General features: G+C 67.2%; 23 protein-coding genes. 12 read left to right on the top strand and 11 right to left on the bottom strand.

The features are described from left to right. Positions 1-8: 8 nt before the first annotated feature. The 3 genes from QQ25_RS24970 to QQ25_RS24960 all read left to right on the top strand — a co-directional run bounded on the left by QQ25_RS24970 (position 9) and on the right by QQ25_RS24960 (position 1,488). Positions 9-602 carry a TetR/AcrR family transcriptional regulator gene (locus QQ25_RS24970; RefSeq protein WP_039324587.1) on the top strand — a complete coding sequence of 198 codons (594 nt, stop codon included), beginning with the start codon at positions 9-11 and terminating at the stop codon, positions 600-602. A 102-nt stretch (positions 603-704) separates the two neighbouring features. After that, positions 705-1,154 carry an SRPBCC domain-containing protein gene (locus QQ25_RS24965; protein WP_039381601.1) on the top strand — a complete coding sequence of 150 codons (450 nt, stop codon included), beginning with the start codon at positions 705-707 and terminating at the stop codon, positions 1,152-1,154. Further along, positions 1,147-1,488, top strand: coding sequence for an ArsR/SmtB family transcription factor (locus QQ25_RS24960; RefSeq protein WP_039324291.1), 342 nt, complete (start codon positions 1,147-1,149; stop codon positions 1,486-1,488). The genes QQ25_RS24965 and QQ25_RS24960 overlap by 8 nt, the downstream gene beginning before the upstream one ends. On the opposite strand, the gene lysA is transcribed toward QQ25_RS24960, so the two are convergent. Together lysA and QQ25_RS24950 are read right to left on the bottom strand one after the other, a co-directional pair. After that, positions 1,468-2,808 (bottom strand): diaminopimelate decarboxylase, encoded by a 1,341-nt coding sequence (gene lysA, locus QQ25_RS24955; RefSeq protein ID WP_039381599.1) that lies wholly within the window; start codon positions 2,806-2,808, stop codon positions 1,468-1,470. The genes QQ25_RS24960 and lysA overlap by 21 nt on opposite strands. An 81-nt stretch (positions 2,809-2,889) precedes the next feature. Beyond that, positions 2,890-3,459, bottom strand: a complete 570-nt coding sequence (locus tag QQ25_RS24950; RefSeq protein WP_039324287.1) for a hypothetical protein — start codon at positions 3,457-3,459, stop codon at positions 2,890-2,892. Positions 3,460-3,526: 67 nt separating this feature from the next. Here QQ25_RS24950 and mfd point away from each other — a divergent pair, with 67 nt between their 5' ends. The 4 genes from mfd to QQ25_RS24930 all read left to right on the top strand — a co-directional run bounded on the left by mfd (position 3,527) and on the right by QQ25_RS24930 (position 10,365). Then, positions 3,527-7,159, top strand: a complete 3,633-nt coding sequence (gene mfd / locus QQ25_RS24945) for a transcription-repair coupling factor (protein ID WP_039381597.1) — start codon at positions 3,527-3,529, stop codon at positions 7,157-7,159. A 235-nt stretch (positions 7,160-7,394) separates the two neighbouring features. Then, on the top strand, positions 7,395-7,988 hold the full coding sequence (locus QQ25_RS24940; protein WP_039381789.1) for a hypothetical protein: 594 nt from the start codon (positions 7,395-7,397) through the stop codon (positions 7,986-7,988). 179 nt (positions 7,989-8,167) lie between these two features. Then, positions 8,168-9,373, top strand: coding sequence for a nucleoside triphosphate pyrophosphohydrolase (locus QQ25_RS24935; protein ID WP_082017666.1), 1,206 nt, complete (start codon positions 8,168-8,170; stop codon positions 9,371-9,373). Between the two features lie 176 nt (positions 9,374-9,549). Beyond that, complete coding sequence (locus QQ25_RS24930) at positions 9,550-10,365, top strand: serine hydrolase (protein ID WP_039381596.1); 816 nt, start codon at positions 9,550-9,552, stop codon at positions 10,363-10,365. Positions 10,366-10,373: 8 nt separating this feature from the next. Here the strand turns inward: QQ25_RS24930 and efeB are convergent, their stop codons facing one another. From efeB to efeU, 3 genes are read right to left on the bottom strand one after another with little or no spacing between them, the layout of a single operon-like run. Next, the gene (gene efeB / locus QQ25_RS24925) at positions 10,374-11,702 is read right to left on the bottom strand and encodes an iron uptake transporter deferrochelatase/peroxidase subunit (RefSeq protein WP_039324280.1); all 1,329 of its coding nucleotides are present in this window, start codon (positions 11,700-11,702) and stop codon (positions 10,374-10,376) included. Continuing rightward, complete coding sequence (efeO, locus tag QQ25_RS24920; RefSeq protein WP_039324277.1) at positions 11,683-12,855, bottom strand: iron uptake system protein EfeO; 1,173 nt, start codon at positions 12,853-12,855, stop codon at positions 11,683-11,685. The genes efeB and efeO overlap by 20 nt, the downstream gene beginning before the upstream one ends. Next, positions 12,852-13,829, bottom strand: a complete 978-nt coding sequence (gene efeU / locus QQ25_RS24915) for an iron uptake transporter permease EfeU (protein ID WP_039381594.1) — start codon at positions 13,827-13,829, stop codon at positions 12,852-12,854. The genes efeO and efeU overlap by 4 nt, the downstream gene beginning before the upstream one ends. Positions 13,830-14,037: 208 nt before the next feature. Here efeU and QQ25_RS24910 point away from each other — a divergent pair, with 208 nt between their 5' ends. The 5 genes from QQ25_RS24910 (at position 14,038) to QQ25_RS24890 (ending at position 18,333) form a co-directional block, all read left to right on the top strand. Then, positions 14,038-14,769 (top strand): lytic transglycosylase domain-containing protein, encoded by a 732-nt coding sequence (locus tag QQ25_RS24910; RefSeq protein WP_039324272.1) that lies wholly within the window; start codon positions 14,038-14,040, stop codon positions 14,767-14,769. 96 nt (positions 14,770-14,865) lie between these two features. Next, positions 14,866-16,149, top strand: a complete 1,284-nt coding sequence (gene eno, locus QQ25_RS24905) for a phosphopyruvate hydratase (protein ID WP_029107819.1) — start codon at positions 14,866-14,868, stop codon at positions 16,147-16,149. Between the two features lie 27 nt (positions 16,150-16,176). Beyond that, on the top strand, positions 16,177-16,887 hold the full coding sequence (locus tag QQ25_RS24900) for an FtsB family cell division protein (protein ID WP_039381592.1): 711 nt from the start codon (positions 16,177-16,179) through the stop codon (positions 16,885-16,887). Further along, the gene (locus tag QQ25_RS24895; protein ID WP_039381786.1) at positions 16,880-17,371 is read left to right on the top strand and encodes a DUF501 domain-containing protein; all 492 of its coding nucleotides are present in this window, start codon (positions 16,880-16,882) and stop codon (positions 17,369-17,371) included. Before QQ25_RS24900 ends, QQ25_RS24895 begins: the two co-directional genes overlap by 8 nt. Beyond that, entirely contained in the window at positions 17,368-18,333 is a 966-nt protein-coding gene (locus QQ25_RS24890) for a Ppx/GppA phosphatase family protein (RefSeq protein ID WP_052236062.1), read from the top strand. The genes QQ25_RS24895 and QQ25_RS24890 overlap by 4 nt, the downstream gene beginning before the upstream one ends. 265 nt (positions 18,334-18,598) lie before the next feature. Here QQ25_RS24890 and QQ25_RS24885 read toward each other — a convergent pair whose 3' ends face one another. From QQ25_RS24885 to QQ25_RS24860, 6 genes are all read right to left on the bottom strand, one after another. Further along, the gene (locus QQ25_RS24885) at positions 18,599-19,648 is read right to left on the bottom strand and encodes an MPT63 family protein (protein ID WP_039381783.1); all 1,050 of its coding nucleotides are present in this window, start codon (positions 19,646-19,648) and stop codon (positions 18,599-18,601) included. Between the two features lie 220 nt (positions 19,649-19,868). Then, the gene (locus tag QQ25_RS24880) at positions 19,869-21,428 is read right to left on the bottom strand and encodes a radical SAM protein (protein WP_039324568.1); all 1,560 of its coding nucleotides are present in this window, start codon (positions 21,426-21,428) and stop codon (positions 19,869-19,871) included. 8 nt (positions 21,429-21,436) lie between these two features. Continuing rightward, a complete protein-coding gene (locus QQ25_RS31415) occupies positions 21,437-21,940 on the bottom strand; it encodes a hypothetical protein (RefSeq protein WP_234706190.1) in 504 nt (167 codons plus the stop codon). Continuing rightward, a complete protein-coding gene (locus tag QQ25_RS24870) occupies positions 21,937-22,722 on the bottom strand; it encodes a prolipoprotein diacylglyceryl transferase (RefSeq protein ID WP_039324262.1) in 786 nt (261 codons plus the stop codon). The genes QQ25_RS31415 and QQ25_RS24870 overlap by 4 nt, the downstream gene beginning before the upstream one ends. A gap of 25 nt (positions 22,723-22,747) precedes the next feature. Continuing rightward, entirely contained in the window at positions 22,748-23,452 is a 705-nt protein-coding gene (locus QQ25_RS24865; protein WP_039381591.1) for a ZIP family metal transporter, read from the bottom strand. A gap of 500 nt (positions 23,453-23,952) precedes the next feature. Further along, positions 23,953-24,306 carry an ArsR/SmtB family transcription factor gene (locus QQ25_RS24860; RefSeq protein WP_039324567.1) on the bottom strand — a complete coding sequence of 118 codons (354 nt, stop codon included), beginning with the start codon at positions 24,304-24,306 and terminating at the stop codon, positions 23,953-23,955. Positions 24,307-24,378: the final 72 nt, after the last annotated feature.

The following is a 24,378-nucleotide window of genomic DNA, read 5'->3' as shown; positions in this document are numbered from 1 at the left end:
GGGCGCGGATGACCGGCACCGAACGGCGACAGCAGCTCATCGAGATCGCCAAGTCGCTGTTCGCCGAGCGGGGCTACGAGGGCACCTCGATCGAGGAGATCGCCCTGCGCGCCAACGTCTCCAAACCCGTGGTCTACGAGCATTTCGGCGGCAAAGAGGGTCTGTATGCCGTCGTCGTCGACCGGGAGATGTCGGCGCTGCTGGACGGGATCACCTCGTCGCTGACGAACAACCGCTCGCGGGTACGGGTCGAGCGGGTGGCCCTGGCGCTGCTGACCTACGTCGAGGAACACACCGACGGCTTCCGCATCCTGATCCGCGATTCCCCTGCGGCCATCACGTCGGGGACCTACGCGACGCTGCTCAACGACGCGGTCAATCAGGTGTCTTCGATCCTGGCCGGGGACTTCTCCCGCCGCGGCCTCGACCCGGACCTGGCGCCGCTGTACGCCCAGGCTCTGGTCGGATCGGTGTCGATGACCGCGCAGTGGTGGCTTGACGTGCGCGAGCCCAAGAAGGAAGTGGTGGCCGCGCACGTGGTCAACCTGGCCTGGAACGGCCTGACGCATCTGGAGTCGGACCCGGTCCTGCACGAGGAGTAGCGCTGGGCGCTCGTTCGCATTAACTGCAACCTTGGGGTTGCAGCATGGGGTGGTATGTGCAACCCTTGGGTTGCAAGAGCCCCGCAGGAGAGGACCACAGACATGACCACCGATTACGACCGCATCGAGCGGGAGATCACCATCGACGCACCGGCGCAACGCGTCTGGGACCTGGTGAGCGAACCCGGCTGGTACATCAACGAGGAGCGCATCACCGAACACCGCATCGAACGTGACGGCGACGTCGCCATCGTCACCGACCCCACGCACGGCAAGTTCGCGTTGCGTACCGTCGCACTCGAGGAACCGCGCTACGCGGCCTTCCGGTGGCACATCGACGCCGACAATCTGGACAGCTCGTCCACCCTCGTCGAATTCTGGATCACCCCAGCCCCATCCGGCGTGGTGCTGCGGGTGGTCGAAAGTGGTTTCGCCTCGCTCGACGAGCCCGAGGCCGACCGCCGTTCCCGGTTCGACGATCACTCCGGCGGCTGGACGCTCGAGCTCGAAGTCGCCGAGAAATATCTGGTGGGGGCCGCCGCCGATGCATGAGAACGCCTCGCCGGTGCAGGTTTTCGCCGCGCTTGCCGACGACAGCCGGTGGCAGGTACTGGTCGCACTCGGTCGTAGGCCCGCGTCCGCGTCGTCACTGGCCGACGAGCTCCCGATCAGCCGCCAGGCCATCGCCAAGCATCTGAAGGTGCTCACTGACGTCGGTCTGGTGGTGGCCACCCGGGTGGGGCGTGAGGTCAAATACGAGGCGGTGGGTGCTCGGCTCAGCGAGGTGGCGCGCCGGCTCGACGGTATCGCGGCCGGCTGGGAACGCCGGCTGGCCAGGATCAAGGATGCTGCCGAGCGGGACGGCTCAACCCAAATCCCGCGATAGGAGGTCCGCCGTCGTCTCCCGGCGCACCAACACCCGCGACGCACCATCACGCACCGACACCACGGGCGGGCGGCCCACCATGTTGTAAGTCGAGGCCATGCTGTGCTGGTAGGCCCCGGTGCAGGCCACGGCCAGCAGATCGCCGGCATGGATATCGGCGGGCAGTTCCACGTCGTGGACGATCTCGTCACCGGCTTCGCAATGCCGGCCCACCACGGTGGCCACCATGGTCGGCCCCAGCGGATGCCGGTTTGCCAGAGCCACAGTGTATTTGGCGCCGTAGAGAGCGACCCGCGGGTTGTCGCTCATGCCGCCGTCGACCGCGACGAAGGTGCGTCCGCCGGGCTGGGACTTGACTCCGCACACCCGATACAACGTCACCCCGGCCCGCGCACTGATGGCGCGGCCGGGTTCGACGACCAGACGCGGCCGAGGGAACCGTTCGGCTGCGCACGCCTCGGTCAGCGCGTCGTCGACGACGGCGGCAAGCGCGCCGATATCGAGGGACGCGTCACCGCGGACATACGGAACCCCATGGCCGCCACCGATGTTGAGCTCGGTCAGCACCAGCCCGTGTTCGGCACGGATGTCGGCCATCGCGCCGATCAACCGCTGCACGGCCTCTCCGTACGGCGACGGATCGGTGATCTGTGAGCCGATATGGCAATGCAGGCCGACAAGATCCAGATTCGGCGTGGCCAATATGCGGGCGGCGGCGCGGGCGGCTCGACGGTCGGCAAGGGCGAAGCCGAACTTCTGGTCCGTCACGCCGGTGGTGACCGCTCGGTGGCCGTGGATGTCGATGTCGGGCGTCACCCGGATAAGCACCGGCTGTGTTCGGCGCGCCAGCCCGGCCAGGTAGGTGATCTCCATCGGGGAGTCGATCACGATGCGGCCCACGCCAACATCGATCGCATCGCGCAACTCGTCGCACGATTTGGCATTGCCGTGCATCACGATGCGGGCCGGTGCGACGCCGCCGGCCAGCGCTGTCGCCAGTTCGGCGGCCGAGCAGACGTCCACCCCGAGGCCCTCCTCGGCAACCCAGCGGGCGACCGCGGTGGTCAACAACGACTTGCCCGCATAGACCACCTCTGCCTGACTGAGGGCAGCGCGGTAGCGGCGGGCCCGCGTCCGGAAATCCGTCTCGTCGAGGACATAGGCCGGGGTGCGGTATTCGTCGGCGATCTCGGTCAGCGGCACCCGTCCGATCGCGATGCGGCCGTCCTCGTCGACACCCGTGGTCAGCGGCCAGATGTTCGGATCGAGTCGTGGTCGGGTGGTGCCGCGAAGCGAAGGAAGGATGTCCAGCAGGGTCATGACTACACCGTCGGCCTCGCCGGGGCCTGCGTCATCGGCCTTGACGATCCCTTGACGGCGGCCGGCCCGATCTTGACGGCCTCAGGTTCTGCCGAACGTCCTCGTATCCGTGGTGGTCGCGATGAACCCGTTGCCCTTCACCGGGTCCGCCATCCGGCAGGCCAGCAAGATGTCGTCGGTGTGGACGCAGGTGGCGTTGCCGAGGTCGAAGCGCTCGCCGGCGGGCAGCATCGGCGCCTCGTCCTCGCGCAGACCGTCGACCGGACTGAGTGGCTTGTCGGTGTGGGAGAAGTCGATCGGGATCGCGCCGTTGGTGGTGCCGTAACTGAACAAGTGCGCGAGGTTGGCACCGTCGGGGGCGTCGACGAACGGCCCGCGGCAGTCCAGTGCGTACATCGCCCGGTGTTGGGTGGTCAGACAGACGAAACCCGCGGGTGTGCGAAACCCTTGGACCGGGAAACCTTGGCCCTGGCGCAGGACGTACTGGGCTGGGTCGACGGCCGGGTAGGCGGCGAAGTCGGGTATGCCGTCCGGTCCGAGGTGCGTCGGTACCGCCTCGTGCGTGGATGTCGACGTGTCCCGATTGGTCAGCCAGATGATCGCGAGCGCCACCGTCAGCACCACCGCGAGCGCCGCTGCCCAACGCTTCATCGGTCCATGATCTCCCCGCGGAGATCGGGGCGGAGCCGAAATCGGGGGCCCGTAGAATGGCCTCATCATGACCGCACCGGGGCACAACCATGTCCAGACCCCGATTGCGGGTCTCGTTGAACTGGCATTGACCGACCCGTCCTTGCAGGACGTGCTTCGCCGTGCCGCCGACCGGCCCGCCGATCTCGCGCTGGTCGGCCCGGCCAGTGCCCGCGTGCTGGTGGCTGCCGGCCTGGCCCAACAGGGGCCGCTGCTGGTGGTTGCCGCCACCGGGCGCGAAGCCGACGACCTGACCGCCGAACTGCGCGGTGTGATCGGCGAAGCCGTCGCCCTGTTCCCGTCGTGGGAGACGCTGCCGCACGAACGTTTGTCCCCGGGTGTCGAGACTGTCGGTGCCCGATTGTTGCTGTTGCGTCGGCTCGCCCATCCCGACGACGCGAGACTGGGGCCGCCGCTGCGGGTGATCGTCACCACCACGCGCTCGCTGCTGCAACCGATGGCCCCCGATGTGGTGAGCACGGAGCCGGTCACCCTCACCGTCGGCGCCGAAGCGGAGTTCGAGGCCGTCATCGCCCGGCTGGTGGACCTGGCCTACACGCGCGTCGACATGGTCGGCAAACGCGGGGAGTTCGCTGTCCGCGGCGGCATCCTCGACCTGTTCCCGCCGACAGCCGAGCACCCGGTGCGTGTCGAGTTCTGGGGTGACGAGATCTCAGAGATGCGGATGTTCGCGATCGCCGACCAGCGTTCGATTCCCGAGATCCCGGTGCAGGACGTGGTCGCGGTGCCGTGCCGCGAGCTGCTGATGACCGCCGAGGTGCGTGAGCGTGCCGCGGTGCTGTCCCAGGAGCACCCCGTCCACGAGAACAACGTCCCGGGCAGCGTGCCGGACATGCTGGCCAAACTCGCCGAGGGCATCCCGGTGGACGGCATGGAGGCGCTGCTGCCGTTGCTGCACCCGGTGCAGCCCACCACGCTGACGCATCACCTGCCGGCGGGTGCCCCGGTGCTGTTGTGCGACCCGGAGAAGGTGCGTACCCGCGCGGCCGACCTGATCAAGACCGGGCAGGAATTCCTGGAGGCCTCCTGGTCGGTGGCCGCGGTCGGTGGCGATGCGCCGATCGACATCGAGGCGTTGGGCGCGTCCGGATTCGTTCCCTTCTCGCAGGCCCGTGAAGACGCCGTGGCCGGTGGGCACCCGTGGTGGACGCTGAGCCAGCTGCCTGACGGCAAGGCCACCGAGCTCGACCTGCGGCCCTCACCCTCGGCGCGCAGTCAGCAGAGTCTCGAGGAGATCTTCGCGATGCTGCGGGCCCACGTGGCCACTGGCGGGCATGCCGCGGTGGTCACCCCGGGCACCGGTACCGCACATCGCATCGTGGAGCAGCTCGGTGAATCCGACACGCCCGCAGCGATGTTGGAGCCCGGAACAGCTCCCAAGCCCGGTGTGGTCGGGGTGCTCAAAGGGCCGCTGCACGACGGCGTGATCCTGCCCGGGGCCAAGCTCGTGATCATCACCGAGACCGATTTGACCGGTAACCGGGTGACGGCCTCAGAGGGAAAAAGGCTTGCGGCCAAACGTCGTAACGTCGTCGATCCGTTGGCGTTGAGCGCCGGCGACCTCGTGGTGCACGATCAGCACGGCATCGGCAAGTTCGTCGAGATGACGGAGCGGGTGGTCGGCGGGGCCCGACGCGAATACCTGGTCCTTGAGTACGCCTCGTCGAAGCGAGGCGGCGGAGCCGATCGCCTCTACGTGCCGATGGATTCGCTGGATCAGCTCTCACGTTACGTCGGTGGTGAAGCGCCGTCGCTGTCGAAACTCGGCGGAAGCGACTGGGCCAACACGAAGACCAAGGCCCGCAAGGCTGTTCGTGAGATCGCCAGTGAACTGGTGGCGCTGTACGCGAAGCGGCAATCGGCGCCAGGGCATGCGTTCAGCCCCGACACGCCGTGGCAGAACGAGATGGAGGATGCGTTCGGCTTCACCGAGACGGTGGATCAGCTGACCGCCATCACCGAGGTCAAATCCGATATGGAGAAGCCGGTCCCGATGGACCGGGTGATCTGTGGCGACGTGGGCTACGGCAAGACCGAGATCGCGGTGCGGGCGGCGTTCAAGGCTGTGCAGGACGGTAAGCAGGTGGCGGTGCTGGTGCCCACGACGCTGCTGGCCGACCAGCATCTGCAGACCTTCACCAACCGGATGGCCGGCTTCCCGGTGACGGTGAAGGGACTGTCGCGGTTCACCGACCCGGCCGAGTCGCGGACCACCATGGAGGGCATGGCCGACGGGTCGGTGGACGTGGTGATCGGTACGCACCGGCTGCTGCAGACCGGTGTGACCTGGAAAGACTTGGGCCTCATCATCGTTGACGAGGAACAGCGGTTCGGCGTCGAGCACAAAGAACACATCAAGTCGATGCGCACCCACGTCGACGTGCTCACCATGAGCGCCACACCGATCCCGCGCACCCTGGAGATGAGCCTGGCCGGCATCCGCGAGATGTCGACGATCCTCACCCCGCCCGAGGAGCGCTACCCGGTGCTGACCTACGTCGGCCCGCAAGACGACAAGCAGGTGGCCGCGGCGCTGCGCCGTGAGCTGCTGCGTGACGGGCAGGTGTTCTACATCCACAACCGGGTGCGCACCATCGACCAGGCCGCGGCGCGGATCCGCCAGCTGGTGCCCGAGGCGCGGGTCGTCGTGGCGCATGGACAGATGAACGAGGAGACCCTGGAGAAAACCGTCGAGGGTTTCTGGAACCGTGAGTACGACATCCTGGTCTGCACCACGATCGTCGAGACCGGCCTGGACATCTCCAACGCCAACACGTTGATCGTCGAGCGGGCCGACACCTTCGGGCTCTCGCAGCTGCATCAGCTGCGTGGCCGGGTGGGCCGCAGCCGCGAACGTGGTTACGCCTACTTCCTGTACCCACCCAATTCGCCGCTGACCGAGACGGCATATGACCGGCTGGCCACCATCGCGCAGAACAACGAGCTGGGCGCCGGTATGGCCGTGGCGATGAAGGACCTGGAGATCCGCGGCGCGGGCAATGTGCTCGGGGTGGAGCAGTCCGGTCACGTGGCGGGCGTCGGTTTCGACCTGTATGTACGGCTGGTCGGCGAGGCCGTGGAGGCCTATCGGGCCGCGGCCGACGGGAAAACCGTTGCCACACCGGAGGAACCGAAAGAGGTGCGGGTCGATCTGCCGGTCGATGCACATCTGCCGCCGGAGTACATCGGCAGTGACCGGCTGCGGCTGGAAGGCTACCGGCGACTGGCTGCGGCCACGGACGAGGCCGCCGTGAAAGCCGTGGTGGACGAACTCGTCGACCGCTACGGACCGCTTCCGGTGGAGGCCCAGCGGTTGGTGGCGGTGGCGCGGTTGCGGCTGTTGTGCCGCGAGTACGGCATCACCGAGATCGGCGCCGTGTCGGCGTCGACGATCAAGCTGTCACCGCTGGTGCTGCCCGATTCCGCGCAGCTGCGGCTCAAGCGGATGTACCCCGGTGCGCACTACCGGGCCACCACATCGGTTGTTCAGGTGCCGATCCCACGTGAGAGCGACGGCATCGGCTCGCCGCGGATCCGTGACCTCGACATTGTCCGAATGGTGGCTGGTCTGGTGCTGGTTCTGCACGGTCAGGCGCAGGACAGCGTCGATATCACCGCGGATCTCGATTTTTCGCGCTGATTGCCTGGTGGTCGCGCATTTCTGCGTGCCGGCGGGAATCGAATTCGTCATTGCTGATAACGCTCCGGCGCTGCGATCCGACATACACGTCGGGGGGTCAAGGTATTGCATTGTCGTCAATGAAGAGGCGGCAAGATCGTCGGCCAGAGGGCGGTCATGCAATTTCCTAAACCGAACATCACGCGATTGCTACCGATAGGTGATCGTCGCGGTGACGCAAGGCGAAGGAGTGACCATGAAAATCAAGAAGATCGCAGTAACCACCACGATGGCCGGTGCACTGGGACTCGGCGGGCTCGGGTTAGGCGCAGGCCTGGCAGCAGCCGCGCCGGACGTACCCCAGCCGCCTCCGATCCCTGGTCCGGCTGTCCCGAACGTGAACCTGCCTGGTGTGAACGTTCCGGATGTGAACGTGCCGAGCGTCAACGTTCCCGATGCGAACGTGCCCAGCGTGAACGTTCCCGATGTGAACGTGCCGAGCGTGAACGTTCCTGATGTGAATGTGCCGAGTGTGAATGTTCCTGATGTGAATGTGCCGAGTGTGAACGTTCCTGATGTGAATGTGCCGAGTGTGAATGTTCCTGATGTGAACGTGCCCACCGTGCAGTTCCCGGAGGTGAACAATTTCTTCCGGCTGCCGAACGAGAACATCGCCCCGGGGCAGTTGATGAATTCACCGGTTGTCAACGGCGTTGCCAATCCATTCTTCGGAATTCCGCCCGGTCAGCTGAAGAAGTTGCCGACGGTTAACGGCATCGTCAATCCGTTTTTCGACGAGACCCCAGGTCACTGGGTGATTCCGGAAGGCGAGTTCCCGCCGGAGTCGTAAGTCACCGGCTGTGACATGATGGCCGCCTTGCCTTCGGGCAGGGCGGCCATCCCGTGTGGGGACAGTTCGGGGCCGCGAATCGCAGCGTTAGCCGTGCTCACGGGTGCGTCGAAGTCCGGCAAAGTGTTGGTATAACCGAGATCAGCAAATCTCGTCGAAATGGTGAGGGGTGAAGCCCGATGACGGTCGTCCTGGTCGACCCGCGACGTCCGTCACTGATCCCCGTCGACGCGATCGATCTGCTCACCGGTGATGTGCAGTACACCGAGGAAATGCCGGTCAAGGTGCCGTGGTCGCTGCCGGCGGCGCGGCCGGCATACGACGGTGAGGATGCGCCCGTGCTGCTGTCCTCGGACCCGGAGCATCCGGCCGTCAAGACCCGTTTGGCAGCCGGCGACCGGTTGATTGCCGCCCCGCGGGCACAGGCGGGGGAGCGGCTCGTGGACGCCGTGGCGATGATGGACAAGCTGCGCACCGACGGGCCGTGGGAGAGCGAGCAGACTCACGATTCGCTGCGTCGCTATCTCCTGGAGGAGACCTACGAACTGTTCGACGCGGTGCGCAGCGGTAACGCCGACGAACTGCGAGAAGAACTCGGCGATGTGCTGCTGCAGGTGCTGTTCCACGCCCGCATCGCCGAAGATGCCCCCGTGCACCCGTTCAATATCGACGACGTCGCCGATTCGCTTGTGCGCAAGCTCGGCAACCGTGTGCCGGCAGTGCTCGCCGGAGAATCGATTTCGCTGGACGAGCAGCTGGCCCAGTGGGAGCAGCGCAAGGCCCAGGAGCAGAAGGTGAAGGCTCGCGGGTCATCGATGGACGATGTGCCCACGGGGCAACCGGCTTTGGCGCTGGCACAGAAGGTGCTCGCCCGGGTCGCGCAGGCCGGGTTGCCCGCCGACTTGGTGCCCGCGGCGCTGACGTCAGTGGTGGTTTCGGCGGACGCTGACCCTGAGAATGACTTGCGCAACGCGGTTTTGGAGTTCATGGACACCGTACGGGTGGTGGAATCCGATGTGGCCGCGGGCCGTCGTGGTGAGGACGTCCCCGAGGAACTCGACGTGTCACCGCTGGGGTCGATCACCGAGGAGGAGTGGCGGACCTACTGGCCGGGTGCGGTTGCCGAACTTGAGGTCGACGAGGTCGAGTCGGATGAGGTTGAGGTCGAGGCGACCGATGCCGGGGATCCCGACGAGGAATCCGACGATGTCGTGGATGTCGATTCCGCCGACTCTGCCGAGGAATCGGACGACGCCGGCGAAGCCGATGCGTCAGAGACCGTCGATGGCGGAGATGCCGTCGACGACGTCGAAGAAGCAGATGGCGCACAGGACATCGACCGCGCCGAGGACGCCGAGGACGCCAAGGACGCGGATTCCGACTGACAGCCGAACTGCCCGCCGTGCGCGACAGCGTAGCGCCGCGAACAACGCGTCACCTCGGGGCTGGCTGAACGGGTGCTGGCCTCGCCCGTCACGAACTGACAACGGCGAGGTTTCAGCTCGGCGCGCGACGGCGGTGTGGGCAGGAGGGTACGGCCCGGTCGAACTAGCGTGAGGCTGTGAGAGTCCTGCGGATCGCTGCCGTCGTCCTGGCGCTCAGCCTGGGAACGGTTGCACCGCAAGCCAATGCGGACTGTGCGGCCACTGGTTGTGATCTGCGCTCGCGCATCGCGGCGGCGGACACGTATCTGGCGTCACGGCCGGGCACCGTCGGGTATGTGGTGCGTGATCGGTCGTCGGGCACGCGGTACGCCAATGCCAACGCGAACGCGATGATCTGGACCGCCTCCACCATCAAGCTGGCGATGGTGGTCGACCTGCTGAGCCGCGAACGTGCCGGGGCACTGCGCTTGTCGGGCAACGACCGGCAACTCATGCAGAACATGCTGCGGAACTCCGACAACGCGGCGGCCGATTCGCTGTGGACCCGCTACGGCGGACCCGATCACAAGGCGTTCAACGCCGGCTTCCCGCGCTACGGCATGACAGACCTGCGGCCACAGCCGGGATTTGGTGACATGTTCCCGTACTGGGGTTTCCAGAAATCCACCACCAACGATCTCGACCGGTTGATGAATTACACGCTGGCCCAACTGAATCCGGCCGATACGTCCGCCGTGGTCGCCGAAATGCAGCGGGTCGGCGGGGACCAGCAGTGGGGCGTGTGGGGCGCCGGGCCGTCGATGAGCCCCGGTAACAAGAACGGGTGGTCGCAGGAGCAGGGCGGCTGGGTGATCAACTCGGTCGGCTTCGCCGGTCCGAACCAGCGCTACACGCTGGCGATCATGAACGGGCTCAACGGGCAGGGCGGCTACGACGATGGCGTCGCGACCACCACCCGGCTCAGTCAGATCCTGCTCGGCCCCAACGGTTGAGCCCGAGATCACTCGAACAGCGTCGAACCCCAGTAGGCCGAGGTGTCCCCGTCACGCAGCCCCGGCGGGCAGGCGAAGATGGCAGTCCCCGTGTGGGTGATGTACTCGTTCATCGCGTCCTTGCGGGACATCTCGCCCAGCATCGGGATGAACTGTTTCTCCGGGCTGCGCACGAATGCGATGAAGAACAGGCCCGCATCCAGGTGGCCGAATCCGTCTGAGCCGTCGGTGAAGTTGTAACCGCGGCGCAGGATTTCGATGCCACCCAGGTTCTGCGGCGACACCAGCCGGACGTGTGCGTCGACGTCGACCTTGGGATTGCCCTTGCCGTCGGTGATCTCGAAGTCGATCTCGTCGAACTCGTCCGCCAACCCGTTGGGTGCGCCCGTGCCCTTCTGCCTGCCGATGACGCGTTCCTGCTCCAGCAGCGTGGTGCGGTCCCAGTTCTCGATGCGCATGCGGATGCGTCGCGTCAACAGATAGGTGCCGCCGGTCAGCCAGGCCGGCCCGTCACCCTCGGCGACCCAGACCTGCTTGTCGAGCAGCTCGGACTCGTCGGCCTTGATGTTGTTGGTTCCGTCCTTGAACCCGAACAGGTTTCGCGGCGTGGCCTGGTCGCGGGTGGTGGACGAAGTACGGCCGAAGCCCAGCTGCGAGTAGCGCACCGCGACCGTGCCGAACCCGACCCGGGCCAGATTACGGATCGCGTGCACCGCCACCTGCGGGTCGTTCGCACACGCCTGCACGCAGATGTCGCCCCCTGAGCGGGCCGGGTCCATGGTCTCGTTGGGGAACTTCGGCAGGTTCTTCAACTCGGCGGGCCGCTTGTCGGCGATACCGAAGCGGTCCTTGCCGTCCTTGAGGAAGAACGACGGCCCGAACCCGATGGTCAAGGTCAGCTGCGAGGCGGGCAGGCCCAGGGCCTCCCCGGTGTCTGACGGCGGTGCGTACGGATTGCCGTCGACCGCACCGCCCTCTTCGGTCTCCTCGCCGCGGGTCATCCGCTCGGCCATCTGGGTCCACTGCTTGAGCAGCGCGATGACGTCGTCGCGGTTGTCGGTGGTGACGTCGAAGGAACAGAAATGCATCCGGTCCTGCGCCTCGGTGATGATGCCCGCCTGCCGCTCACCACGGAACGGCACAGGACCTTGCAGGGCACCGTGCGGGACGCTGGCAGCGGAAGCATGGCCGGCCAGCGCACCCGCGCCGGCCGCGCCGACCACTGCAGCGGTGACGCCGGCGGCGCCGAACAGCTTGCGCCGGGAGAATCCGGCGGTCTGCTCGGCAGCCGGGGCGGATTCCGATGCCGCTACCGGGTCATTGGTGGGCGATGACACCTTGTACCTGGCTCACTTCTTTGCTCAGCGCGTCGATGGCGCGCGACAGTTCCTGGCGCTGCGGCTCGGTCACCTTGTCGTAGGAGATGAAGCCGTCACCCTCACGATACTTCTCCAGCAACTTCTCCACATCGGCGAATCTGGCGTCCACCCGCTTGCCCAGCTCGGCGTCGCGCTCGTCGAGGATCGGCCGCACCGAGGCGACCGCGGTCTGGGAGCCCTCGACGTTGGCATTGAAATCCCACAGGTCGGTGTGGCTGAAGATGTCCTCTTCGCCGGAGATCTTGCTGATCGCGATCTCGTCGAGCAGACCTTGCGCGCCGCCGGCGATCTGGGTGGAGTCGATCGTCCAGTCCGCAGCCTTCACATTGGCCTGCAGTTCCTTCACATCGGCCACCAGCTGATCAGCGATGGCGTTGGTGTCGGGCTGCAAGCCGGTCACCCAGAGGTCCTTCTCGAGGCGGTGGAATCCGGTCCACTTCTGGCCCGGTTCCAAGTCGGCCTCGCGCAGGTCCACCCGGGGATCGAGATCGTTGGGGAACGACTCGGCCACCGGCTCGATGCGCTCCCAGTACACGCGTGATGTGGGGAACTGCGCCTTGGCCGCCGCGATGTCCTTGGCCTTGACGGCCGCGACGAACGCCTCGGTCGCGGGGACCAGGGCGTCGGCCTGGCTGATCACATAGCGCTTGTAGCTGTCGGCGGCTTCCTTGAACTTGCCCTCGGTGTCGACCTGGACCGCTTCGCCGCTGACCACGAAATTGCCGCGGATGCCCTCACCGACCATGCCGGGGCGGCACGAGGTCTGGTAGGTGCCGGGCTGGGTGAGCTGAACGATCAGCTGACGCTTGAGCCCGGGGGAGATGTTCTCCACCTCTCCCATGACCCGCTCGCCCTCGCCGTAGACGTAGAACTCGGTGACCTTGTTGCCGGAGTTGGTGACCACGAAGGTGCTGGGGCCGGTCGTCGCGGTGGTCCCCGACAGCTTGCACTCGGTGTCGGAGGCGTCGACGGTGATCTGGCTGCCCTTGGCGCCGTCACCGTTTGCACCGCCGGTGTCGGCCTCCTTGGCCTGGCATGCACTCATCGAGATGCCGGCCAGTACCGCGGCGGTGGCCGCGAATCCGGTCTTGACGGCGGGAGTCAGCTTCACTTGGTCGACCTTTCGGATGCATTGGAGTTCTCCGGCTCGGCGGTCGGCCCGGAGGAAGTCTCGGAGGAAGTCTCAGAGGAAGTCTCGGAGGAGGTCGGAGCACCGGTTGATGCCGCACCCGTGGTCCGCAGCGGCTTCAGGAACACCGCCAGCACCACGACGATGTAGGCCAGCCAGGCGCTGAACTGCAGCACGGTCGGCGTGGGGTCGATGTTGAAGACGCCCTGGATGATCTCGCCGTACCAGGCCGACCAGTCGAATGCGCCGCTCATGTCGAAGGCCTTGGCGCTGAGCCCGGGGATCCAGCCCACGGTCTGCAGCGCCTTGATGCCGTAGGCCAGAATTCCGGCCGCCACCACGATCAGGAAGATGCCGGTGTATTTGAAGAACTTGGCGAGGTTGATCCGGACGGCGCCGGCGTACATGCCGTAGGCGATGGCCGCGGCGATCAGTACGCCGATGATCAGGCCGGTCAGCGGCCAGAGTGTCTCGGCCTCGGCGTAACCGACCATGAACAACGCGGTCTCGACGCCTTCACGGCCGACCGCCAGGAAGGCCAGCAGCGCCACCGCCAGGCCGCCGGTCTGCAGGGCCTGCGACATCTCGCCGCGCAGCTGGCCCGACATCGAGGCGGCGGCCTTCTTCATCCACAGCACCATGGTGGTGACGATGACGACGGCGATCAGGGAGGCGATACCCGCGATGGCTTCAGCGCCGAGCCCGCTGATGGTGTTCTCACCGAACTGGATCACCAGGAAGACGGTGACGGTCATGGCGATTGCGGCGCCCACGCCGAGCCACACCCATTTGAGGGCGTCGCGGCGGTCGGACTTGACCAGAAAAGCGACCAGGATCGACACCACGATGGCGGCTTCGAGGCCTTCCCGCAAACCGATCAGGCCGCTACCGAACACTTGCGACGTGACGTTGGACGCGGCCAGCGTGCTGGTCGGAACGTCCGAGATGGCAGTCATCAAAGCGTCCTCGCTCGACCGGGGTGATAACACCATAAAAAACCTAGCCTTGCCTTGCCATAGCTAGGCGTGGCTCACCTTAGCAGGGGGGTCTGTGAGTACGACTGACTTCACCTGGCGTTCTTCCGGCAGGGGCCCGTCGCCCGACACACTCGTAGCCGCGCATGCGACGATGGCCAATCAGATAGAGCGGGGTTGAGGGAGTCCGGTGTCGCCAGTGCGTTGGCTGCGGGCTGTCGCCGTAATTGCTGCGACAGCGCTGCTGTTGGCATCCAGCTGTTCGTGGCATCTGGGGACCCCAATTCCCGAAGGTGTGCCGCCGCCGGCCGGCGATGCTGTGCCCGCGATCGACACCTACGCAAAGGGCCGGCCCGCCGACCAGCTGCATGACTGGGCGGCGCAGCGGGCGCCGGCACTGGGCATGCCCGTCAATGCGCTGGAGGCCTACGCCTATGCCGCCCGCGTCGCCCAGGTGGAGAACCCGAACTGCAAGCTGGCCTGGACCACGTTGGCCGGCATCGGCATGGTCGAGAGCCACCACGGCACCTACCGCGGGGCGATGGTCGCGCGCAACGGCGACGTGACTCCGCCGATCCGGGGTGTGCAGCTGGACGGGACCGCCGGCAACCTTCGCATTCCCGATACCGACAAGGGCCGTCTGGACGGCGATCCGCTGATGGACCGCGCCATGGGGCCGATGCAGTTCATCCCGGAGACCTGGGGTCATTTCGGGGTGGACGCCAACAACGACGGCGTGGTGAGCCCGGACAACTTCGACGACGCCGCACTCTCGGCGGCCGGTCTGCTGTGCTGGTACGGCAAGGAACTCGCCACCCCGAGGGGTTGGATGAAGGCGCTGAAGGCCTACAACAACTCCGAGCAGTACGCCCGCATGGTCCGTGACTGGGCGACGGCCTACGCGGCGGGCCACGGCTTGTGACCCAATTGAGCATCGCGAGTGACACGCCCGAACACGCCAACGCGCGCCCCACGTCTAGTCTCATCCCTACACGCAGGACTCAATAAGGAGAAGCCAGTGCCCATCATCGAGCAGGTTGGAGCCCGCGAGATCCTCGACTCCCGTGGCAACCCGACGGTCGAGGTCGAGGTGGCCCTGACCGACGGCACGTTCGCCCGGGCTGCGGTGCCATCGGGTGCCTCGACCGGCGAGCACGAAGCGGTGGAGCTGCGCGACGGCGGCTCCCGCTACGGCGGCAAGGGCGTCGAGAAGGCCGTGGAGGCCGTCCTGGACGAGATCGCCCCGGCGATCATCGGCCAGGCCGCCGATGATCAGCGTCTGGTCGATCAGGCCCTGCTGGATCTCGACGGCACGCCCGACAAGTCCCGGTTGGGTGCCAACGCGATCCTCGGCGTCTCGCTGGCGGTGGCCAAGGCCGCGGCCGACAGCGCCGCACTGCCGCTGTTCCGCTACCTCGGCGGACCCAACGCGCACATCCTTCCTGTGCCGATGATGAACATCCTCAACGGCGGCGCCCACGCCGACACCGGGGTGGATGTCCAGGAGTTCATGGTCGCCCCGATCGGTGCGCCCTCCTTCAAGGAGTCGCTGCGCTGGGGCGCCGAGGTCTACCACTCGCTCAAGTCGGTGCTCAAGAAGCAGGGGCTGTCGACCGGTCTCGGCGACGAGGGCGGTTTCGCCCCCGACGTCGCGGGCACCAAGGCCGCCCTGGACCTGATCGCGGTGGCCATCGAGGCCACCGGGTTCAAGCTGGGCAGCGACGTGGCGCTGGCGCTGGACGTGGCCGCCACTGAGTTCTACACGGAGGGTTCGGGTTACGCCTTCGAGAAGGAGACCCGTACCGCCGAGCAGATGTCCGAGTTCTACGCGGGTCTGATCGACGCCTACCCGCTGGTCTCGATCGAGGATCCGCTGTCCGAGGACGACTGGGACGGCTGGGTCGCGCTGACCTCGGCCATCGGTGACCGGGTTCAGCTGGTCGGCGACGATCTGTTCGTCACCAACCCCGAGCGTCTTGAGGACGGCATCGAGCGTGGCGCCGCCAACGCGTTGCTGGTGAAGGTCAACCAGATCGGCACGCTCACCGAAACCTTGGATGCCGTTGCCCTGGCGCACAACAGCGGTTACCGCACCATGATGAGCCACCGCTCCGGTGAGACCGAGGACACCACCATCGCCGACCTGGCCGTCGCGGTGGGCAGCGGTCAGATCAAGACCGGTGCTCCGGCTCGCAGCGAGCGGGTGGCCAAGTACAACCAGTTGCTGCGCATCGAGGAGGCGCTCGGCGACGCCGCGCGCTACGCGGGCGATCTCGCGTTCCCTCGGTTCGAGGCCAAGTAACGCAGGCACCTGCGCACCAATACGTCGATGCCCGAAGCGAAGCGGCCTGATCCGAAGCGACGGTCCCCGGCCTCCCGACCCGGCAAGCCGGGCAAGGCCGGGGAGTCGAATCGGCCGCGCGCTTCGCAGCCGCGCCGCCGGCCGGCCGAGGCCCGTCCGGCGCAGGCTGAGCCGGTGGCTGATGAAAAGGTCACCAAAGCCATTGCGGTGCAGGCTCAGCAACAGGCGGAGCTGCAGTCCGAACAGCGGTTCGGGTCGACGGCCCGCCGGGCGGCGATCCTGGCCGCGGTGGTGTGCGTGCTCACCCTGACCATCGCCGGGCCGGTGCGCACCTACTTCGCCCAGCGCACCGAGATGAAACAACTGAAGGCCAGCGAGGAACAGTTGCGCGCTCAGATCGCCGACTTGGAGCAGCAGAAGGTGAAGCTGGCCGACCCGGTGTACATCGCGGCGCAGGCCAGGGAACGCCTGGGCTTCGTCATGCCCGGCGACACCCCGTATCAGGTGCAGTTGCCGCCGGGGGCGGTCGTGTCGGGTGACGACGGCCAGCCAGTCCTGCCAGGCTCGACCGTGCCTGCGGGGCAGCCCTGGTACACCTCGCTGTGGCACACGATTGCCGATGAGCCGCATGGGATTTCGCCTACCATCGGTGGGCCGGCGCCGGCGCCTGGTGGGCCTGCTCCTGGCGGGCCGCCGGCCCCGCCGCCGCCCGTCCAACCCCGAGGCCCCAATGGTTGATCCCGCCGACATCGAGGCCGTCACACGGCAATTGGGCCGTGAACCGCGCGGAGTCCTCGAGATCGCCTACCGCTGCCCCAACGGCGAGCCCGGAGTGGTCAAGACCGCGCCCAGACTTCCCGACGGCACGCCGTTCCCGACGCTGTACTACCTGACACATCCGGCGCTCACCGCTGCCGCCAGTCGGCTGGAATCCTCGGGGCTGATGCGGGAGATGTCGGAGCGGCTGCAGCAGGATGAAGAGCTGGCCGCCGCGTACCTGCGGGCGCATGAGTCCTATCTGGCCGAGCGGGATGCGATCGAACCGCTGGGTACCACGTTCACCGGCGGCGGCATGCCGGACCGGGTCAAGTGTCTGCACGTGGTGATGGCGCACTCGTTGGCAAAAGGCCCCGGGGTCAATCCCTTTGGTGATGAGGCCCTGGCCGTATTGGCGGTAGAGCCGGCGATGGCCGGAATCCTGGATCGTGAGGTGTGGGTTTGAGGCGAGTCGGCGCGATCGATGGCGCGCGCCGGGTCGGCGCAATCGACTGTGGCACCAACTCGATTCGCCTGCTGATCGCCGACGTCGTGGACGGAAAGCTGCGCGATGTCCACCGCGAGATGCGGGTGGTGCGGCTGGGTCAGGGCGTCGACGCCACAGGCGAGTTCGCCCCGGAAGCGTTGGCACGCACCGAGTCCGCGCTGGCCGACTATGTGGAACTCATGACCGGACACGACGTGGCCGCCGTTCGGATGGTGGCGACCTCGGCGGCGCGCGATGCCGGCAACCGCGACGAGTTCTTCGCGATGACCGCGCGCCTGTTGGGCGGGGTGGTTCCGGGATCGGTGGCCGAGGTGATCACCGGCACCGAGGAAGCTGAGTTGTCCTTTCGGGGTGCGGTCGGTGAACTCGATCCTGCCGCAGGGCCTTTCGTTGTCGTCGATTTGGGCGGTGGCTCGACCGAGGTGGTCCGCGGCGACACGGTGGTGCAGGCGGGCTTCTCCGCCGACATCGGCTGTGTCCGGCTGACCGAACGGTGCCTGCACTCCGATCCTCCCACCGCTGCCGAGGTGGCGCAGGCGCGCGCGGTGGCCCGCGACGGTCTGGCCGCAGCGCTTCGGGTGGTCCCGGTCGAGGGCGCGCACACCTGGGTGGGCGTGGCCGGCACGATGACGACGCTGTCGGCCCTGGCGCAGCGCATGACCGAATACGACCCTGAGGCAATTCACCTGTCGCGCATAGGTTTCGACGACCTGCTCGCGGTGTGTGAGCAGATCATCGGGATGACCAAGGCCGAACGCCTGGCGCTCGGGCCGATGCATGCCGGCCGGGCCGACGTGATCGGCGGCGGTGCCATCATCGTCGAGGAATTGGCGGCCGTGCTCGGTGAGCGGGCCGGTATCGATGAACTGGTGGTCAGCGAGCACGACATTCTCGACGGCATCGCGCTGTCGATAGCCTGACCGGTCTCCGAATCGCTTCTCCACGCGCCGGTTTCTACATCAGGGCTGTGATCCCGGCGGCGGGCAGCCCTGGTGTAGAAAGCGGCGGGCGCGCCTGCTGCGGTGGCGCGCCGGTTTCCACCTCAGGGTCGCGATCCCGGCGGCGGGCAGCCCTGGTGTAGAAAGCGGCGGGCGCGCCTGCGGCGCCGGGCAGCGCGGGACCCCGCACATAAAACAACGGCCGGACGCGGTTGCCCGCATCCGGCCGTTGCCGTGACTACCTAGATCAGGACGCAGTCCCGTGGTTGCTCGCCGGCGCGACCGCGGGGGCCGGAGCAGGCGTGGTGACCACCGGCTGGGTTCCGGCCGGAACCAGCGCCGGCTCGGTGGCCGGGGCAGCCGGAGCAGCCGGAGCGCCCGGTGCCGGAGCGGCCGGGGCAGCCGGAGCGCCCGGTGCCGCTTCGGGGGCACCTTCAGCAGGCACGCCCTCGGCCGGCGGAACCGCGGTGGCGGCGCTGCCCGCGCCTGCGGCGGCCGGTGCCGGAGCACCCTCGGAGACCGGCGTGCCGTGCGCGACCGGGGTCGACTCGGTGGCCGGAGCGGCGGGAGCGCCAGGTGCCGGGGCGGCCGGAACGGCTTCGGTGCCGGCCGGGGTGGCAGCCGGAGCGCCCGGAGCCGGGGTGGCGGCGGGCAGGTCAGCCGCACGGCTACCCGCGCCGGTGCCGGCCGGTGCGGCCGGGGTGGCGGCGGGTGCCGGGGTGGCGGCGGCGGGAGCAGCGGCCGGAGCGGTGGGGGTGGCGGCCGGGGCAGCAGCCGGGGCCGGACGCTTCGGGGCACCGGCGGCGGGGGCCGCGGCGGGTGCGGCGGGCTTGTCCCACACCAGCAGGTCGTGGCCGCCGGCGTTGTAGACGACGGTGGACGGCTGGGCGCCGGTCACGTCGAAGTAGATCTTGCCGCTGGTCTTCTGGCCCTCGGCAAGGGTGGCCGGGTTGACGCCCTGCGTGCTGGGAACCTGGAAGAGGGCGCGGTAGTTCTGCCCGTCCGCGGCGCGGATGTTGAAGTTGGAGACGATCGGCGTCACCGAGCCCTCGAGGGCCTCGTTGGTGGCGGTGACCTCCCACAGGGTGCCACGCGGCTGGTAGTTGATGGTGTCGGTGCTGGGCTTGAGGTCGGTGACCGTCCAGCCCTGGGCGCCGTTGTCCAGCTTGGCCTGGCTGCCGAGCGAGGCGGTGGTCACGGCGCTGTCGTCAGCGAGCGCCATCGGGGCGCTGCCGACGATTGCCGCGGCGGCAATGGCCGCTGCGGCAAAGGCCGCACTGATATTCGTCTTCTTCAAGGCATTCACTCCTGACTGGTCCAAAAAACAGGTGGCAGGCCCCCGGCAGTGGGACACCCACTTCATGGCAAGTTAGCAGCTTAAGAGGACGGTTAGGAACAGTAGTTGGGAGTTTCTGCCATCGGTGCGTGGCAGAAAGCCGTCTTGACCTGGGTGCCTGCGCATCCGGTCTTGCCCGCTCACGGTTGCCGCCGGCCTTAGGGCCAGGTCGTCCGCCCGGTCATCGAATCTCGATGAGCGGTAATGCCTGTCCGGCCGAAAGTGACAGTCGTTGACGCCCGAGCGCGGGCCACGCCTGCACGGCACAGAACGGCGCGCACTGGTGCTGGGCTGAATCGGGCTGGCCCGAGCGGGTTCCGACGTGCACGCAGCATTGGATCAGGCGTTCCTCGATCATCGTGGAGATGTCCATGAACGGTTTGACGGTCAGCCGCACCACGCGCTCACCGAGCAACTCGCGGATCTTGCGGCGGCGGCCCGGCAGGGCCGAGGAAGCCAGGGTCAGCAAGGTCCCCATCCCCAGGTCGCAGCTCTCACAGATGGCGCGCCACACATCGCCGATCTGGGGATGCGACAGTGAGGACTGCTCCGAGAGCAGGCCGAGCAGTGATTCCCGCACCGCCGTCCGCAGCTCGCGGGGGATCTCGGTGTCGGCGATCCGGTTGGCGACCAGGCCCAGCTTGTCCTTGAGGCTTTCGGTGCCGATGACCGATACCAGCGAGCGCCACTGATCGCTGTCGTCGCGGACGAGATAGCCGACCGAGCAGCAGTGTGGATGCGAGCACGGCAGCGCGGTCAGATCACGCCAGGTGACGGCGCCGCCGGTCTGCGGGCCCAGCCGCTTGAGCACGCCGGTGTGGGTGAGCCGGTTCATCGGGTCGATCGCTCCGGACCGGCCGGAGCCGAACTGCGGCTGGATGGTGAGGCCGCCGACGTATGGGGTGTCCAGGGCCAGCTGGACCATGTCCCCGATCTCGTCGTCGTTCACCCCGAGCGCGCATGTCATCACCAGGGTGGTGAAGATCTCGCGCTCGGACAGGCGTTGCAGGGCTTGTTGTTTGATCCTCCGCAGATCGCCGCCGCGGTGGTGGCGGTGCGCCTGCTCGGACAACCCGTCGTACTGCAGGTACACCTCGACGCGTTCGCGGTGCGTGGTGAGCAGGTCGAGTAGCCCGTCGTCATTGCTGATGCGGACCCCGTTGCTGTTGACCAGGATTCGCGTGATCGGACGGGCGACCAGCTGATCGAGCAACGCGGCCAGGTCGGGGTGCAACGTGGGTTCGCCGCCGCTGAGCATCAGGACGTCGATGCGCCCGTTCTCGCGGGCCAGCCGTTGGTCGACGTTGGCCAGCACGTCCGCGATCGGCACCACGTGGCGCAAATCGGGTGAGCTGTCGGTGAAACAGGTCGGGCAGCGCAGGTTGCAGGTCTCGGCGATGTCCTCCAGCAGGATGCAGGTGTGCTGTGTCTGCATCTCGGGCAAGCCACGCAGATAGGCCGCAGGTATCGGGTCGAAGTTGCCGGCGACATCGGGTGTGTGGGCCTTTGTCGGCGCGGTCCACTCCTCCAGATAGGACAGGATCTCGGGATCCTCGTCGTACAGGGTGCGCACCAATCCGTGCGTACGGCAACCGCGTTCGAGCCAGATCTGTCCGTCGCGTTCGACCAGGATGCCCGCCAGGCGCGCGACATCGGTCAACGGGCGCTCGGGTGCCTCGTCATGACAGCGCGGGCAGAACGCGCTCACGTACCGGTGCAAGCGGTCACCGCGCAACCCCATACCGGTGCTCACAGGGCGTACAACTCGGGGTTGATGCCGGTGCAGAACCCGGCGGTGAACAGCGAGACCAGCGCCCAGCCGACCATCAGTCCGATGCCGAGGCCCTTCGCCGTCGGGTTCTTCGACAACAACATCAGGGTCCCAGCGCCGAACGCGATGAAGGCCAAGAGCAGAGCGGCACCGCCGAAGACCGCGTTGGTGCTGCCGCCGCTGCTGTCGGCGGCACCTGCGCCGACGAAGGCGGCGAACCCGATGATCAGGTTGAGTGCGGCGTAAAGAAACGGGCCGAGGATCACCATGGGGACCGAGATGCGCCGTGGCGGTTGCGGTGGGGGACCGTACGGATAGCCCGGCGGGTACGGGTAGACGGGCTGGCCCTGGGGTGGAGGTGGAGTCTGGCCGCCGTGGTAGGCGGGTGGGATCCCTTGTGGTTCAAAGCTTTGTGGGCCGAACTCCGGTGGGTCTTCGCCGGGCGGGGGCGGGACGTCAGGAGGGCCGGGCGGTGTCGTCATGCGGGCACCTCCTGGAAGTGGGCTGGTTTGCGATAGTACCCGCGGCGGTAGCCGTACCACAGCCGAAATCCCAGGATGAGCGACGATGGGAGCAGGAACCATTGCGGGCGGGTGAGATCCAGCCACACGGTCTCGTTGGCCCGGACGAACTCGACGAGGAAGCGGAACACCGCGTAGCCGGCGACGTAGAGGACGAACAGTTCACCGGGCTTGACGATGCGGGGACGCAGCCACAACAGCACGGCGAATGCGGTGAGCTGGAAGGCGATCTCGTAGAGGAACGACGGGTGCATGGCCGCTCCGGCGAGGCAGCCGGGGCATTCCGGGGTGTCGACCGGGGCATGGATGCCCCACGGCAGCGTGGTGGGCCGGCCCGGGGCTTCGGTGAGGTGGCAGCCGATGCGGCCGATCGCCATGCCGAGTGCGACCGCGGGGGCGAACAGGTCGCCGGTCTTTCCGCGATAACCGCCGATCCGTTTGGCGATGAGGACGCCGAGGTAGGCGCCGAGCAGCCCGCCGAGGATGCTGCGTGAGCCGAACTGCCAGGCCTGCGCCAGGCTGGGATTGGCGCTGAAGTCCAGGTGACGCATCCACCCGGTCAACCGCATCCCGATCGCGCCACCTATCAGCGCACCGGCCGCGGCGACCACGGACTGCTCGTTGACCGCGCCGCGACGGCGGGCCTCGTAGATGAACACCAGCAGGGCGGCGGATACGCCGAGCGCGACGAAAACGTTGTGCACATCGACGCTGAGAGGCCCGAGGTGCCACTGCGCAGTCACCTGCCGAACCTAACCCGTAGTTTGTTCACCCGGCCAGTGACAGACCGGCGGCGACCGCGAATCCGAGTACGGCTGCCAGCCCGGCGTTCTCGCCGGCTTTCTCGGTGGCCTCGGGGATCATCGAGCCCACCAGCATGACCAGCAGTGCTCCGGCGGCGAAACCGTTTATGCCGCCCTGGAACTGGGCGCCGGCTACGTTCTGCAGCTGGTAGCCGGCGACGGTGGCCAGCGCGCACAGTGCGGCAATCGCGGTCCAGCCGCCCACGATGCGGCGGGCCGGCTCTCCGGCTGATCGCATGTCGCTGGCCGATCCGATGGCCTCGGGCAGATTCGACACGAAGATCGACACCACGAGGGCCAGGCTGACACCGGCTCCGGTCGCGATGCCGATGCCGAGCGCGGCCTGCTCGGGAATTCCGTCCAGCAGAGCGCCGAGTAGCAGGGGGAGTCCGGCGGTCTGGGTTCCATTGCGGCCCAGTCGATCTACTGCCTTGTCCGCGAGGTAGAACACCACGGCGCCGATGGCCAGGCCGAGCGCCACGGCCCAGCCGCCGCTGGCGCGGAAGCCTTCCTCGGCGAGTTCGAAGGAGATGCTGGAGATGAGCGCGCCGGCGCCGAAGCCGAGGACGAGCCCGACGAGGCGTCGATTCCAGTTGCGCACCACGCCGGCGACGGCTCCGATGAGCAGTGAGGATGCAGCGACCAGGCCCCAAGTCAGCGCGGAGAGCACAGCCGCAGCATAAGGCAGGGCAGGCCCGGAATCGGGTAGGAGGACTGGTCAGATACGCGACGAGACGCGAGATCGCACGACTGATCGGTGCGATCGATGGGGTGTGGCCCGATGGTCAAGCGGCGTAGCGGGTGTCGCGGTGACCTGCCGCCGGTTGTCCGGGCGGCAGGCCACCTACGGCGTCAGCGCCGCGCGTTGCAGTTCGGGGGGTTGCCGCAGTGGTGGCCACCGTCGCAGGCATTGCAGCGACAGGTGCACGATCCCTTGGTTGCCATGCGCATCGTTGTTCAACTCCTCACTTTTCGGGTGCCACCGGAAGGCCGGCAGCAAACTCCCGAGTATGGGCGGACATCAACATATAACGACTTCACAATAGTTCGGCCCACTGCGAAAATAAAGGACTCCGTCAATGGCGCGCGTTTTTGCCATGCGGTCTGTTGCGGGTTGGCACGCACAGGTGAACAATGCGTGAAACTCTTTGCCCGCAGCGAATTTAGGGCTCAGGCCGAGGTTTCGCGGGCACCGAGCCGGAGGTGCTCGATGTGGTAGATGGCCTCATCGAGCAGTTGCGCGACATGGTTGTCGTACAGCCGGTAGACGATATTGCGGCCGGATCTGTCGCCGGTCACCAGGCCCAGCGCCCGCAATAGCCGGAGTTGGTTGGAGACCGCGGGCTGCTCCATGCCGACCGCGGCGGACAGTTCGGTGACCGAGCACGGCGATTCCCGTAACCGGGTCAAGATCAGCAATCGATTGGGGGAGGCCAGCGCTTGCAGGGTCTCGGCGACTTTGGCCGCTGAGGCCGCGTCGAGGGCAGCTGCCGGCGTCGCACGCCCCTCAACTCCATGGCCCATGGCATTCATTCAAGCATGTGGACAAAAACATCGGTGATACATTTCAATCTCTACATGTATAAATGTCAGCGA

Source organism: Mycolicibacterium setense, assembly GCF_000805385.1.
In the GTDB taxonomy this organism is placed as follows: Bacteria; Actinomycetota; Actinomycetes; order Mycobacteriales; family Mycobacteriaceae; genus Mycobacterium; species Mycobacterium setense.
The sequence above is the reverse complement of the archived record's forward strand: the minus strand, read 5'-3'. Positions and strand labels throughout refer to the sequence as shown.